Annotated in this window: 10 protein-coding genes; 2 read left to right on the forward strand and 8 right to left on the reverse strand. The window is 61.1% G+C overall.

Translation table 11 applies throughout. The annotated features are described in order from the left end of the window. Positions 1-188: 188 nt before the first annotated feature. Positions 189-1,577 carry a cysteine--tRNA ligase gene (gene cysS, locus AOA59_RS09075; RefSeq protein ID WP_065931056.1) on the reverse strand — a complete coding sequence of 463 codons (1,389 nt, stop codon included), beginning with the start codon at positions 1,575-1,577 and terminating at the stop codon, positions 189-191. 21 nt (positions 1,578-1,598) lie between these two features. Then, the gene (locus AOA59_RS09080; protein WP_065931057.1) at positions 1,599-3,299 is read right to left on the reverse strand and encodes a glutamine--tRNA ligase/YqeY domain fusion protein; all 1,701 of its coding nucleotides are present in this window, start codon (positions 3,297-3,299) and stop codon (positions 1,599-1,601) included. Between the two features lie 249 nt (positions 3,300-3,548). On the opposite strand from AOA59_RS09080, the gene AOA59_RS09085 reads away from it, so the two are divergent. Both AOA59_RS09085 and lpxH read left to right on the forward strand, forming a co-directional pair. Then, positions 3,549-4,052, forward strand: a complete 504-nt coding sequence (locus AOA59_RS09085) for a peptidylprolyl isomerase (RefSeq protein ID WP_057721741.1) — start codon at positions 3,549-3,551, stop codon at positions 4,050-4,052. After that, the gene (lpxH, locus tag AOA59_RS09090; protein ID WP_099486945.1) at positions 4,049-4,798 is read left to right on the forward strand and encodes a UDP-2,3-diacylglucosamine diphosphatase; all 750 of its coding nucleotides are present in this window, start codon (positions 4,049-4,051) and stop codon (positions 4,796-4,798) included. The genes AOA59_RS09085 and lpxH overlap by 4 nt, the downstream gene beginning before the upstream one ends. A gap of 130 nt (positions 4,799-4,928) precedes the next feature. On the opposite strand, the gene AOA59_RS09095 is transcribed toward lpxH, so the two are convergent. The 6 genes from AOA59_RS09095 to AOA59_RS09120 form a co-directional block, all read right to left on the reverse strand. Then, entirely contained in the window at positions 4,929-6,464 is a 1,536-nt protein-coding gene (locus tag AOA59_RS09095; protein ID WP_065931059.1) for a DHA2 family efflux MFS transporter permease subunit, read from the reverse strand. Next, positions 6,464-7,660 (reverse strand): efflux RND transporter periplasmic adaptor subunit, encoded by a 1,197-nt coding sequence (locus AOA59_RS09100; protein WP_065931060.1) that lies wholly within the window; start codon positions 7,658-7,660, stop codon positions 6,464-6,466. Before AOA59_RS09100 ends, AOA59_RS09095 begins: the two co-directional genes overlap by 1 nt. Positions 7,661-7,675: 15 nt before the next feature. Further along, positions 7,676-9,133, reverse strand: coding sequence for an efflux transporter outer membrane subunit (locus AOA59_RS09105; RefSeq protein ID WP_099486947.1), 1,458 nt, complete (start codon positions 9,131-9,133; stop codon positions 7,676-7,678). Beyond that, complete coding sequence (locus AOA59_RS09110; protein WP_065931062.1) at positions 9,130-9,603, reverse strand: MarR family winged helix-turn-helix transcriptional regulator; 474 nt, start codon at positions 9,601-9,603, stop codon at positions 9,130-9,132. The genes AOA59_RS09105 and AOA59_RS09110 overlap by 4 nt, the downstream gene beginning before the upstream one ends. 236 nt (positions 9,604-9,839) lie before the next feature. Continuing rightward, on the reverse strand, positions 9,840-13,523 hold the full coding sequence (locus tag AOA59_RS09115) for a translocation/assembly module TamB domain-containing protein (RefSeq protein WP_099486950.1): 3,684 nt from the start codon (positions 13,521-13,523) through the stop codon (positions 9,840-9,842). Then, a complete protein-coding gene (locus AOA59_RS09120) occupies positions 13,523-15,250 on the reverse strand; it encodes an autotransporter assembly complex family protein (RefSeq protein ID WP_099486951.1) in 1,728 nt (575 codons plus the stop codon). The genes AOA59_RS09115 and AOA59_RS09120 overlap by 1 nt, the downstream gene beginning before the upstream one ends. Positions 15,251-15,277: the final 27 nt, after the last annotated feature.

The raw sequence follows: 15,277 nt of genomic DNA on the forward strand, positions 1-15,277 counted from the left end.
GCGGGCACGGTAAAATGTGGGAGCGGGCTTGCTCGCGAAGACGGAGTGTCAGCTGATACATTTTTAACTGATCCACCGCATTCGCGAGCAAGCCCGCTCCCACACTGGATCGAGTAGGCCGCTGAAATAACACCCTGCAAAAAAACGCCCCGAACCAGTCGGGGCGTTTTTTATTCAGGGTTTACCGATCAAGCCTGATCAGCCAAGCGCCACGTCGTGCCGCCCTTGCCGTCTTCCAGCACCACACCCATCGCGGTCAGTTGGTCGCGGATACGGTCGGACTCCGCCCAGTCTTTACCAGCACGGGCAGCCAGACGCGCTTGAATCAGCGCATCAACCTCAGCCGCATCCACTCGCCCTTCGGCGCCGGCTTGCAGGAAGTCGTCGGCTTCCATCTGCAGCACACCGAGCACGCTGGCCAGCTCTTTCAGGCGTGCAGCAAGACCAGCGGCGGCATCAAGATCACTCTCGCGCAGACGGTTGATCTCACGCACCATCTCGAACAGAACCGCGCAGGCTTCCGGGGTGCCGAAGTCGTCGTTCATGACTTCGGTAAAGCGTGCCACGAACGCTTCGCCGCCGGCCGGCGCCACGGCAGGCAGGCCTTTCAACGCGTGGTAGAAACGCTCCAGGGCGCCTTTGGCGTCCTTGAGGTTGTCTTCCGAGTAGTTGATGGCGCTGCGGTAGTGGCTCGACACCAGCAGGTAACGCACCACTTCCGGGTGGTACTTTTCCAGTACGTCGCGGATGGTGAAGAAGTTGTTCAAGGACTTGGACATCTTCTCGCCATTGATGCGGATCATGCCGCAATGCATCCAGGCGTTGGCGTAGGTCTTGCCGGTGGCGGCTTCGCTTTGGGCGATTTCGTTTTCGTGGTGCGGGAACTCAAGGTCGCTGCCGCCGCCATGAATATCGAAGGTCTCGCCCAGGCAGCAGGTGGACATCACCGAGCATTCGATGTGCCAGCCCGGGCGCCCGGCGCCCCATGGAGACTCCCAGCTCGGCTCGCCGGGCTTGGTGCCTTTCCACAGCACAAAATCCAGTGGATCCTGCTTGGCTTCGTCGACTTCGATACGTGCGCCGATGCGCAGGTCTTCGATTTTCTTGCGCGACAGCTTGCCATAGCCCATGAACTTGGCGACGCGGTAGTACACGTCGCCATTGCCTGGGGCGTAGGCATAACCCTTGTCGATCAGGGTCTGGATCATCGCGTGCATGCCAGGGATATGGTCCGTGGCGCGCGGCTCCATGTCCGGTTTGAGGATGTTGAGGCGGGCCTCGTCCTCGTGCATCGCAGCGATCATGCGCTCGGTCAGCACATCGAACGGTTCGCCGTTCTCGTGCGCCCGGTTGATGATCTTGTCGTCGATGTCGGTGATGTTGCGCACATAGGTCAAGTCATAGCCGCTGAAACGCAACCAGCGGGTCACCAGGTCGAAGGCAACCATGCTGCGGCCGTGGCCGATGTGGCAGTAGTCGTACACGGTCATGCCGCACACGTACATGCGCACCTTGTTGCCATCCAGCGGCTTGAAGACTTCTTTGGTCTTGCTGAGTGTGTTGTAGATCGTTAGCACGACATTTCCCTTAAGACAGAATCACTGGCCCCACGAATCACGCAAGGTCACGGTACGGTTGAATACCGGCGCACCAGGTTTCGAGTCCTTGATATCCGCGCAGAAGTAACCTTCGCGCTCGAACTGGAAACGGTCTTCCGGCTGTGCGTCGCCAAGTGATGGCTCGGCACGACAACCCGTGAGAACTTGCAGGGAGTCAGGGTTGATGTTGTCCAGGAAGCTGGCGCTGTCTTCAGCCTTCTCAGGGTTCGGCGAACGGAACAGACGATCGTACAGGCGCACTTCGCACTCGATGCTGGCAGCAGCCGGCACCCAATGAACCACGCCTTTGACCTTGCGGCCTTCAGGGTTCTTGCCCAGTGTTTCCGGGTCATACGAGCAACGCAGTTCGACGATGTTGCCATCGGCGTCCTTGATCGCTTCGTCGGCACGGATCACGTAGCTGCCGCGCAGGCGCACTTCGCCGTTGGGCTCCAGGCGCTTGTAGCCTTTTGGCGGCTCTTCCATGAAGTCATCACGGTCGATGTAGATTTCACGCGCGAACGGCAGCTTGCGCACGCCGAGTTCTTCTTTTTGCGGGTGACGTGGCAGTTCGAGGTGGTCGACCTTGTCTTCCGGGTAGTTGGTAATCACGACTTTCAACGGGCGCAACACGCACATGGCGCGCGGCGCGTTGGCGTCCAGGTCCTGACGGATGCTGAACTCGAGCATGCCGTAATCGACCACGCCGTCGGAGCGGTTGGTGCCGACCATGTCGCAGAAGCTGCGGATCGACGCCGGGGTGTAGCCGCGACGGCGGAAACCCGACAGGGTGGACATGCGCGGGTCATCCCAGCCATGCACGTGCTTTTCGTCCACCAACTGCTTGAGCTTGCGCTTGCTGGTGATGGTGTAGTTCAGGTTCAGGCGGCTGAACTCGTACTGACGCGGGTGCGCCGGTACCGGCAGGCTGTCGAGGAACCATTCGTACAGCGGGCGATGGCTTTCGAACTCCAGGGTGCAGATGGAGTGCGTGATGCCTTCAATGGCGTCCGACTGACCGTGGGTGAAGTCGTAGTTCGGGTAGATGCACCACTTGTCACCGGTCTGGTGGTGATGGGCGTGGCGGATGCGATACATGATCGGGTCGCGCAGGTTCATGTTCGGCGAAGCCATGTCGATCTTGGCACGCAGCACGCGGGCGCCGTCCGGGAACTCACCGGCGCGCATGCGGTTGAACCAGTCGAGGTTCTCTTCTACCGAACGGTCGCGGAACGGGCTGTTCTTGCCCGGCTCGGTCAGCGTGCCACGGTATTCCTTGGCCTGCTCCGGGGTCAGGTCGTCGACGTAGGCCTTGCCGGCCTTGATCAGCTCGACGGCCCAGTCAAACAACTGGTCGAAATACTTGGACGCATAGCGCACTTCACCGGACCACTCGAAGCCCAGCCACTTGATGTCGCTTTCGATGGCGTCGATGTATTCCTGGTCTTCCTTGGCCGGGTTGGTGTCGTCGAAACGCAGGTGCGTGACGCCACCGAACTCCTGGGCCAGGCCGAAGTTCACACAGATCGACTTGGCATGACCGATGTGCAGGTAGCCGTTGGGCTCTGGCGGGAAGCGGGTGACGATCTGCGTGTGCTTGCCCGAATCCAGGTCCGCCTGGATGATCGGGCGCAGGAAATTGACCGGGACGGCAGGTCCGGCCTTGGAATTCGAGGTAGGGTCGACAGTGGGCTTGCTCATAGGATCCTTGAACAGACAGGTTCGTGGCCGGTTGGGGCCAGATAAAACAAAGGTCTTATCATAGCCGAAGCTGTCAAGCCGCTGACAGAGCGCGGCCAAAAACTGCTGCATTTAATGCACCGGCGGTAAAAAACCACCTCGAAATTCCTGCTGGGCACGCTAAACTGCCCGCCTTGGCACACATTCAGCCAAACCGGTAGCGGCGCTTTGGCGTCCACACCTACCAATTCCCTGAAAAGAGTAGTGAACATGACTCAAGTCAAACTGACCACCAACCACGGTGACATCGTCATCGAGCTGAACGCCGAGAAAGCGCCGATCACCGTCGCCAACTTTATCGAGTACGTGAACGCCGGCCACTACGAAAACACTGTTTTCCACCGTGTCATCGGCAACTTCATGATCCAGGGCGGCGGTTTCGAGCCGGGCATGAAAGAAAAGAAAGACAAGCGTCCAAGCATCCAGAACGAAGCGGACAACGGCCTTTCCAACGACAAGTACACCGTCGCCATGGCCCGTACCATGGAGCCGCATTCGGCCTCCGCGCAGTTCTTCATCAACGTGGCCGACAACGCCTTCCTCAACCACAGCGGCAAGAACGTGCAGGGTTGGGGCTACGCGGTATTCGGTAAAGTTACCGAAGGCCAGGACGTCGTTGACAAGATCAAAGGCGTTTCCACCACCTCCAAGGCCGGTCACCAGGACGTTCCAGCAGAAGACGTAATCGTCGAGAAAGCCGAGATCGTTGGGTGATATTACTGATTTCAGATTTGCATCTGGAAGCGGAGCGCCCGGACATTACCCGGGCGTTTCTGGATCTGCTCCACGGCCGCGCCCGTGGCGCCCAGGCGTTGTACATTCTGGGCGACTTCTTTGAAGCCTGGCTTGGCGACGATGGGATGAGCGCCTTCCAGCGTTCCATCTGCGAGGCTTTACGCGAGCTGAGCGACAGCGGCACCCCGATTTTTATCATGCATGGCAACCGCGATTTCCTGATCGGCAAGGCGTTCTGCAAAGCCGCAGGCGCTACCTTGCTCAAGGACCCGAGTGTCGTGCAGTTTTACGGCGAACCCGTGCTGTTGATGCACGGCGACAGCCTTTGCACCCGCGACGTCGGCTATATGAAGCTGCGGCGCATTCTGCGTAACCCGATTGTGTTGTTTATCCTGCGGCACCTGCCCTTGCGCACTCGCCATAAACTGGCGCGCAAGCTGCGCAGCGAGAGCCGTGCGCAAACGCGCATGAAGGCCAACGATATTGTCGATGTGACGCCCGAGGAAGTCCCACGGGTGATGCAACAGTTCGGCGTGCGCACCCTGGTCCACGGCCATACGCACCGCCCCGCCATTCATAAACTGCAGATTGGTGACCAGGCGGCCAAGCGTATTGTGCTGGGGGATTGGGACAAGCAGGGTTGGGCGTTGCAGGTGGATGAACAAGGGTTTGCGCTGGCGGCGTTTGACTTTGTGAACCCGCAGTTGGCGTTGCCCGGCGCATAACCCTGACACACAGAACGCTGGCTTGTGTGGGAGCTGGCTTGCCTGCGATGCAGGCACCTCGGTACATCAGGCATACCCAGGTGATGCTATCGCAGGCAAGCCAGCTCCCACATTGACTGAGTCCAGTCGGTCAGTGCCCCGAAGCCTCCGGCCCGGCCTTCGCGCCAAACGGCGGCTTGGCCAGCCACACCAGCAACATCAAGCCCATGAACATCCACCCCAGCAACGTGAAGTAATCCACGGTGGACATCATGTACGCCTGGCTGGTGAGGATCTGGTCCAACTGCGCATAGGCCTTGTGCCCTGCCCCGCCGAGCGCCTGCAAGGCATCGCGGGTGGCCGAGTCATAGGTGGTCATGTTCTCGCTCATGTACGCGTGGTGCTGGTCGGCGCGGCGAATCCAGATCCAGGTGGTCAGCGACGCCGCAAAGCTGCCGCCCAGGGTCCGCAGGAAGGTCGCCAGACCCGCGCCGTCGGCGATTTGCGCCGGCGGCAAGTCGGACATCAAAATGCTCAAGGTCGGCATAAAGAACAACGCCACGCCGATACCCATGAACAACTGCACCAAAGCGATGTGGGTGAAATCCACCTCATTGGTAAAGCCTGCGCGCATAAAGCAGCTCAAGCCAATCGCCAGGAACGCCAGGCCCGCCAGCAAACGCAGGTCGAACTTGTTCGCGTACTTGCCCACAAACGGCGACATCAGCACCGGCAAAATCCCGATCGGCGCGACCGCCAGACCCGCCCAGGTGGCGGTGTAGCCCATCTGGGTTTGCAGCCATTGCGGCAGGATCAGGTTGATACCGAAAAAGCCCGCGTAACCCAGGATCAACACGATGGTGCCGATGCGGAAATTGCGGTAGGCAAACAGCCGCAGGTTGACCACCGGGTGCTTGTCGGTCAGTTCCCAGATGATGAACACCGCCAGAGCAACCACCGAAATCGCCGCGCCGATGATGATGAAGTTGGACTCGAACCAATCCAGGTCATTGCCCTTGTCGAGGATGATCTGCAAGGCACCGACACCGACGATCAAGCTCAGCAAGCCGACGTAATCCATCGGCTGGTGACTGGTGACCACCGGGCGTTTCTTCAGTTGCGAACGCACCACCATCACCGCAAAGATGCCGATGGGCACGTTGATAAAGAAGATCCACGGCCAGCTGTAGCTGTCGGTGATCCAGCCGCCGAGGATCGGCCCGGCAATCGGCGCCACCACCGTGACCATCGCCAGTAACGCCAGGGCCATGCCGCGCCTGGCCGGTGGGTAAACTGCGATCAGTAACGTCTGGGTCATCGGGTACAACGGCCCGGCGACCAGGCCTTGCAGCACCCGAAAGCCAATCAGCTCGGGCATTGAGGTGGAGATACCGCAGAGGAACGACGCCAGCACAAACAGGATGGTCGCCCACAAAAACAGCTTCACCTCGCCAAACCGGCGGCTCAGCCAGCCGGTGAGCGGCAGGGCAATGGCGTTGCTCACCGCAAACGAGGTGATCACCCAGGTGCCCTGCTCCGAACTCACGCCCAGGTTGCCGGAAATGGTCGGCAACGCCACGTTGGCGATGGTGGTGTCGAGCACCTGCATAAAGGTCGCCAGCGACAGGCCGATAGTGGCCATCAGCAAGCTTGGCGGCGTAAAGGACGCGGGGGCGTTAGCGCTCATCAGCGTTGCACAGCCTTGGGTGCGGCGAGGCTGTTGTCATGGATCAATTGGCTGATCATGGCATCGGCTTCGGCCAGTTGGCGGTCGTACACGTTGGTGGTGAACGAGGCCTTTTGCGGTGCCTGTTGCGCCAGCACCGGGCCGCTTTGGTCGTGCAGGTTGACGTTGACCACGGTGCTCAAGCCCACCCGCAGCGGGTTCTTGGCCAGCTCCTCGGCGTTGATATGGATGCGCACAGGCACCCGCTGCACGATCTTGATCCAGTTACCGGTGGCGTTCTGCGCAGGCAGCAGGGCAAAGGCACTGCCGGTGCCGGCGCCGAGGCTGTCGACGGTGCCGGTATATTTCACGTCGCTGCCGTAGATATCCGCTTCGATGTCCACCGGCTGGCCGATGCGCATATCACGCAACTGGGTTTCCTTGAAGTTGGCGTCGATCCACAGCTGGTCCAGCGGGATCACCGCCATCAACGCGGTGCCAGGCTGTACGCGCTGGCCCAGTTGCACAGTGCGCTTGGCCACGTAGCCGGTGACCGGTGCGATCAAAGTGCTGCGCGCGTTGGTCAGGTAGGCCTGACGCAACTGGGCGGCGGCGGCTTGCACGTCCGGGTGGGACGAAATTACGGTGTCATCCACCAAGGCATTGGTGGTTTTCAGTTGCTGCTCAAGGTTGGTCAGGGCGTTCCTGGCGGCGGTCAGGCTGTCACGGGCGTGAGACAACTCTTCCTGGGAGATCGCACCGCCCTGGGCCAGCGTCTTGCGGCGGTTGAAGTTGTCCTGGGCGGTTTGCACGTCAGCTTTCTGTGCGTTGACCTGGGCTTTCATGCCGTCGACATTGCTGTACAAACCACGCACCTGGCGCACGGTGCGGGCCAGGTTGGCCTGGGCACTTTGCAGGCCGACGGCCGCGTCATTCGGGTCGAAGTTGATCAGTACCTGGCCTTCGTGAACCAGGTCGCCGTCGTCGGCGCCGATGCTGACCACAGTGCCGGTGACCAACGGGGTGATTTCCACCACGTTGCCGTTCACATAGGCGTCGTCGGTGCTTTCATTGAAGCGCCCGTAGAACTCATACCAGCCCCACACGCCGACCACGCCAAGAATGACGATCAGCGCCAGGCCGATCAGCATGACTTTGCGTTTGCGCGGGTTGTTATCGGGTTTTTCAGTTGCGTTGCTGTTTTCGGCAGTGGCCATGACAAATACCTCAAATTATTCCGTACGGGTGGCGGGGCTGGTCGTGGTCGCGGCCACGTTATCGGCGTTGAATCCGCCACCCAGGGCTTGCATCAATTGAATCGACAGATCGATCTGCGCCGCATTCAGGGTCGCCAGCTGACGCTGGGCCTGCAGCAATTGCTGCTCGATGCTGAGCACATCCAGGTAGTTACCGATGCCGGAGCTGTAACGCTGCACGCCGGTGTCGTAAGACTGCTGGGCAATGTCCGCGGCGTGCTGCTGCGCCTGGATCTGCCGCCCGGTTTCACGCAGTTGCATCAGGGTGTTGCCGATATCGCCCAAGGCTTGCACCAGGGTTTTGTTGTACTGGGCCACGGCCAGGTCGTAATCAGCGTCGCGGGCATCGAGGTCGGCACGCAAACGGCCGCCATCGAAGATCGGCAACGAAATCGTCGGCGCAATGCTGAAGAACCGGCTGGCGGAGCCAAACATCGCATCACCGAGCAACGACTCGGCCCCGGCGCTCGCACTGAGATTGAGGTTGGGGTAGAAGCGGGTTTTGCTCGCGGCCACGTTTTTGCTCGCAGCCTCGACGCGCCAGCGTGCGGCGATCAGGTCCGGGCGGCGGCCCAGCAATTCGGCGGGCAAGACTGAAGGCACGGCGACGGCACTGGGTTTGAGCACATTCGGCCGGCTCAGCTCGCCGCCACGGTCCGGACCTTTGCCGAGCAATACCGCCAGGGCGATTTTGGCGCTTTGCAGTTGTTTTTCGGCATCGATCAATTGCGACTGGGAGCTGGCTTCCAGGCTTTCGGTCTGCTGGTACTGGTACTCGCTGTCGATGCCGGAGTTGAGGCGACGTTTGCTCAGGTCGAGCATCTGGCGGGTGCGCTTGAGGTCGTCATTGGCCAGGTCACGCACGATATGCGCCTGGCCCAAGTCGCTGTAAGCCTTGGCCACGTTGGCGGCCAAAGTCAGGCGTGCGGCTTGTTGGTCGACTTCGGCGGCACGCGCCTGGCCCAACGCGGTTTCCCAGGCGGCGCGCTGGCCGCCCCAGAGGTCGAAGTTGTAGTTGAAGCTGGCGCCGATGTTGCGCACGGTGGCATAGGCGTCGCCCTGCCCGCGCGGGTCCTGGTCCTTGGCCAGGCGCGAACGGCTCACGCCGGCACTGGCATCCAGGGTGGGCATGCGTTCGGCATCGGCAGCATAGGCAGCGGCTTCGGCCTGGTGGGCACGGGCGCTGGCCACTTGCATATCGGGGCTGTTTTGCAGGGCTTCATGGATCAGGCCATCGAGCTGCGGGTCGCCGAGGCTTTTCCACCAGTCGGCGGTCGGCCAGGCGGCCGTGGACAGGGTCACGCCGCTCAAGGATTTGCCGGTTTGCAACGTGTTGGCGTCGAGACGTTGGCCTTGAGTGTCGAGGCCGCTGAAATTGGCACAACCGGCCATACTCATCGCCACCAGCACCAGGCTGAGTGCACGCGTTTTCATTGATTACCTACCCGCTGGATGACGATGGCGTCACCGGCAGCTACCAGAATTTTCTTGAGGATTCTTTCCAGGGTTTCCAACTCACCAGGCTCCAGGGCCCCGGCCAGTTCATTCATCGACTGCGCGCCGATGTGCGGCAACATGTCGGCCAGACGCTGGCCGTCTTCGGTGAGCACCAACTGCACCTGGCGCCGGTCCTGCTCGGAACGCTTGCGCGCCAGCAGGCCCTTTTGCTCCAGACGGTCGAGCATGCGGGTCATGGAACCGCTGTCCAGGGACAGGTGGCGACACAGCTCCGCCGGGGTGTCGACGTCGAACTGAGCAATGATGATCAACACCTTGAACTGCGCGGCGGTGACGCCGTGGGGTTCCATATGGGTGTCGATAATGCGGTCCTTGAGCAGCGCCGCCCGGCCCAGCAATAGGCCCAGGTGGCAGTTGCGAAAGCTGTCAGGGGTAAAGTGGGTCATCGAAAGTCACCTTATTACTGCCTAGGCAGTGAATGTATGACAAGATGTTACTGCTTAGGCAGCGAATGTCAAATGGAATTATTAGCTTGCTTGGTAATTTCGCGACAGGCGGGCTTGGAATACAAACAACTGTGGGAGCTGGCTTGCCTGCGATGGCATCAACTCGGTGTACCTCATGTACCGAGGTGTCTGCATCGCAGGCAAGCCAGCTCCCACAGTTTTAACGAGTACGGGGTTTAGAAATCCCGTTTGTAGAAGATATCCAAAGAACTGGCCACACCACTGGCCACCTCCAGGTACACCTTCTTGCTCAGCAAATAACGCAAAGCAATGGTATTAGCCGGCTCAAATACCCCAACCCCATAACGCAAACTGAGTTTCTCGGTAATTTTGCCGCTGGCCACCACTGCGGTCTTGTTCCCGGTGCCCTGGGTATCCAGGTCGAAATCCTGAATCCCCAGCTTGTTGGCAATATCCGAAGTCACCCCCGCACTGCCCATAAGCCCCAGGCCCAGGGCAGCCTCAGCGAGCATATTGTTGTCTTCACCCGTGTTGTTGCGCGAACGCCCCAGCACCAGGTACGACAACGCATCCTCCTGAGGCATCGAAGGCTCGGAGAAGATCTGCGTGGTCGGCTGCTCGGCGCTACCGCTCAAGCGAATACCGGCAGTCACAGTCCTTGAATCCTCAACGACCACCCGTGTCGCTTCGATATCCAGGAACGGCTGATCCAGGGGCCCGGCAAACAACAGCCGCGCACGCCGCACATTGAGGCGCTGCCCGTAGGCACGGTAGCGGCCGTCGTTGAGCCACAGCTCGCCACGGGTGTCCATGTTGTCGCCAATATGTACATGCCCCTGAACCTTGGCAGTCAGGCCAAAGCCGGCAAAGTTAAGCTGGTCTTCACCCACCTCGACGTCGATGTCCATGGCCATCGCCATCGGCGGCTTGCCCTGCTCGGTCTGGCTGCCGACGATCACCGTGTCATCCGAGACCTTGACCGTCGACGGCGGCAGTTCGCGCACAGTGATATCGCCGCGCGGGATGTGCACCTTGCCGGCAATCGCCAGCTTGTCGTCCTTGAGGCTGATCTTAAGGTCCGGCGCCACTTCCAGCTTGGCATAGGGCTCAACCGTGACCGGTAATTTCGAGCCTTGCAGGCTCAGGTCCACCGCCAGGGCCTGGCCCCAGCCGACATGGCCCTTGAGGCTGCCCTGCCCGTCTTTGCCGCTGCGCCAGCCACCGTTGAGCTGCACACTTTCACCGGCGATCAGCGCCTGCACGTTCAAGCCCTCAAGGCTCATCGGCAGCTCAGGGCCGGAAACTTCACCGTCGACCAGGTTCACCGTGCCATTGACCTGCGGCGCCAACAGCCCGCCCGAGATGCGGCCGTTACCGTTGAGCTTGCCATTGAGGGTTTCCACCATCGGCACAAACGGTCGCGCCACGGCGAGGTCCAGGCCAGTGAGGCTGAACGTGCCGGTAATCGGTTTGTCCTTGGGCAACGGATTGATCTGGGCCTGCAACAGCAACTCGCCGAGCTTGCCACCGCGAAAATTCAGCTGCGTGTCGATGCGCTTGGGGTTGAGGGTGGTTTCCAGTTTCAAGGTGTCATAAGGGAAATCCACCCATTGATTTTTGTCCTTCACGCGCAAGGTGCCGCCGCTGGCATCCACCGCGACCACGCCTTTAGGGCCACTGCTGGGCAGGTCGAGTTGCACATCGGCGTTGAGCTTGCCCTGCCAGGCGAAATCCTTGGGCAAGAAGGCCGCCAGGCTGTCGATCGGGAATTGCTTGAGGTGGTAGCGCAGCTTGGGTTCGGGCATCAGGCGCTGGTCTTCGCCGCACAGGCTGGAACCGCCAGACACCCAGCAGTGCGCGGCAAAGGTCAGCTTACCGTCGGCCAGGCGTTCGATTTTCGCCGGCGCTTGCAGCCTCCAATCCTGGCCGCCGGCCTGCACATCACCGCTAGCCAGGCGCCCACGCCAGTTACCTTTGTCGAGGTTGCCATCCAGGGCCAGGGCGAGTTTGACCAGCGGCCCGGCCAGATCGAGTTGCACCTTCTGGCTCTTGATGTCGCCCTGGGCGCTGGCGGTCAGGGTGCCGACCTGGGTTTCACCGGCTTGAATGCCGCTGCCCTTGAGGTCGATCTTCGCGCGCTGGGCGTTGTCGAGGGCGGCATCGAGTGTGAGGCTTTGCAGTTTGTTGTCGGCAAACGCCAGTTGCTGGCCTTTAAGATCGAGCTTGCCCTGCGGCGCCTTCAGCGTACCGGCCACCTCCATGCGGCCGTTGATTTGCCCGCGCAACTGCGGCCACAGTTGGGCCAGGCGCGCCAGTTTGATGTCGATCTGCCCGGCCAAGCGTTGCTGCAAACTGCCACTGCCATTGATGCGGTTGTCGCCCAGGCGGATATCCAGGTTGGCCAGGGTCCACTGCTCGCCCGCGCCTTCGGCCTTGGCTGCCAGTACGGCGGTCTGGCCGCGCAAATGGCCCTTGAGGTCGAGATCGGCATTGAGTTTAAGCTGCTGGTTTTTGAACTCGCCTTTGCTGCGCAACGGCCCGGCCAAGGTGCCCGGCAACTCAGCAACCCAGTACGCAGGGTTCAATGCCGACAAGTCCAGCGCAGTGTCCCAGGCAATGCCGTCGGCAAATTGCAGGTTCAGGTGGCCTTCGGCCTTGCCTTGCCCGGCGGTCAGTTTCAGCTCGGGCAGGAAGACTTGCTTGAGGTCGCCGCTGAAGGGCGTGACCAGATTGAATTTACCTGCCGGCCCGTCCAGGTCGGCTTTAAGATTGCCGAGGTAGTTGCCGTCCTTGTAGGAAACTTCACCGTTGAACGTACGCAAGGCGACCTGCGGCTCGTCAATTAACGGATAGAGACGATGCCAGGGGAAATCCAGCCAGTTGATTTTCGCGTCGGCACTGAAGCCTTGCTGCCAGTCCAGGTTGGCGCTGAGCTTGAGGCTTTGCTGGTCACCGGCAGTCAGGTCGAGGCCGGCGATCTGTGCGCCCTTGGCGTCGACCTTGCCCTGTAGCAGCAAGGCCACCGGGCCTTTTTCTGCGGGCAGTACCGCCCGGCCGAGCAACTGGTAGCCGCTGCTCAGGTCGCCCTTGGCAGTGAGGTCCAGTTGATTGAGCTGCAAGGTGTCGGGCAGATCGGCGCTGGGCTTGAAGCCATCCGCCGTGATGTGCAACTGCGCGGGCAGGTTCTCCACCAGAGGTTGCAACTCGCCGCTGAGCCTGGCGGGCAAGTAGCCGCTGCTGTCTGCGTCAAGCTTGAGGGTCTTGAGCAGGTCGCCGTCAACCTTGAGCGCAACCGTCCACGGCGCGCCGCCGGGCGCATAGGGCAGGCTCAGGTTGCCGGTGGCGCTCAGCGGCCAGTTGCCGGTGGGTTGCAGCAGGCCGTTGAGGTCCAGCACCAGGTCATCGCGTTGCAGGTGCACCGAATCGATCTGCATGCCGCCAGCCGTCCAGTGCGCCGCCAGTTGCAGGCCCTTGAGTTCTTCACTGCCGTTAAACAACAGGCTGCCGACACGAACGTCGCCCAACTGGATGGCGACCGGCAACTTGAGATCCGGCAACGTAATCGGGCCACTGCTCGGCTCATTGCTTGGCGGCAGTTGCAGGCTGACCTGCTCCACGTCCAGCTGGTTGATGCACAGGGTCATGCGCAACAGGCAGCCGGGTGACCAATCAAGCTTCGGCGCATTGAGTTCTACCCGACTCGCGTCCTGCTGCCACAGCAGATGGTCGGCGCTCCATTGGCCGCCCAGGCGCCCCTGGAAATTCTCCACGCTCAACCCCGGCACCTGCGCCAAGGCCCAACGGCTGCCTGCTTGAGTACCGAGTACCGTCCACAGCGCCAACAGCACCAGCGCAAGGATCGCCACAAGGGCCAGCCCCGCTATTTTCAAACCACGCATCACAGCTCAGGCCCCATGGAAAAGTGCAAACGAATGCCGCCCGGATCTTCGAGGGCATGGGCCAGGTCAAGGCGAATCGGCCCCACCGGCGACACCCAGCGCACGCCCACGCCCACGCCGGTTTTCAGGCTGGGCATTTCCAGGGTGTTGAAGGAGTTGCCTTGGTCGATAAAGGTCGCGATGCGCCATTTTTCGGCGATGGAATATTGATATTCGGCGCTCAAGGCCACCATGTAGCGCCCGCCGATGCGGTCACCGCGATCGTTTTCCGGTGACAGCGTCTGGTACTCGTAGCCGCGCACACTCTGGTCACCACCGGCAAAAAAGCGCAGCGACGGCGGCACCGACTTGTAGCCGTTGGTGGCACTGCCGCCGAACTGCGCACGGCCGAGGAAACGGTGGTTGTCCCACAAAGTAGTCAGGCCCTTGATGGTGGCGGTGCCGTACAGCAAGTTGGTGTCGGAGCCGAGCCCTTCCTTGGCGACCTTGGCGTCGAACATCAGGCGATAGCCATTGTGCGGGTCGATGCGGTTGTCGCTGCGCAGGTAGGAATAGTTGATGCCCGGCATCACCAGGTTGCTCAAGCCCGAGTCATTGCCCAGGCGATATTCTTCTCGCTGGTACTTGAGCGAGATGACCCGCGTCCAGCCGCTGGGCAACTTGCTGTGCCATTCAGGGCCGAGGGTGAGCAATTTACTCAGGGTGTCGGTATTGGCGATTTCTTCATTCTGGTAACCGCCGGCAAAGCGCAGCTTGTCGGTCAGCGGCGGGTCGAGCGGGATGTCATACCACAGGCCGACGTTCTGGCGTGGCGCCGACAGTTCGGCCTCCCAGCCATAGCTGTGGCCCTGTGGGTTGACCCAATGGCGGGTCCAGTTGGCTTTGCCGCGCGGGCCGACGTCGGTCGAGTAACCGAGGCCCAGGCCCATGGTGCGTGGCTTGCGGGTGTCGAGTTGCACCGCCACCGGGATCACATCGTTGGTCGAGGCGGTTGGGCTGGCGTCCACGCGCACGCCTTCGAAGAAGCCGCTCGATTGCAGGTTCTGATTGAGTTCGGCGATCAATTCGGAGTCATACGGCGTGCCGCTTTTGAACGGCACCATGCGTTGCAGCAGGTCTTCATCGAACGGCGTGTCGCCGGTAAAACCGACCTTGCCCAAGGTGTAGCGCGGGCCGCTGTCGTAGATGAGTTCGATATCGGCCACACCGGCTTGCGGGTCCACCAGCAACTTCTGGCTGCTGAAACGCCCATTGAAAAAACCATAGCGCGAAGCCTGATTCTGGATAAGACGCTTGGCGTCTTCGTAATTGCCGTGGTTGAGCACTGCGCCGGATTTGAGGTCGTCGCTGGCGGGCACGCGAAACGCCTTGAGGCTCGCGGCCTGGCCGTCGACTCGAATGGTCACGTTGCGCAAATGCACCGGCTCGCCGGGGTCAACCGTGAGGGTCAGGCGCGGGTTCTTGCCGCCCTTCACCTCACTGGAGATCTGCGGCTGATAAAAGCCCAGCGCCTGGGCCGCCTTGCGGGCCTGCTCCTCGGCGCCACGGCTGAACCGTAGCAAGGCGTCTTCATCACGATCGCCAACCCCGCCGATATAGCCTTCGATGTTGGCTTTCAACGCGTCGTTTGATGGCTGGATGCGCACGTCCAATTCGCTTTGCGCAAATACGCCGCAGCTTGTGAACAGCAGAACCAAGCCGCTGGTAAATCTTCCTGGAAACTTCATAGGCGCGGATGCTACACGAGCTGGGGA

This window comes from Pseudomonas sp. 2822-15 (genome assembly GCF_002742515.1).
Lineage (GTDB): Bacteria > Pseudomonadota > Gammaproteobacteria > Pseudomonadales > Pseudomonadaceae > Aquipseudomonas > Aquipseudomonas salomonii.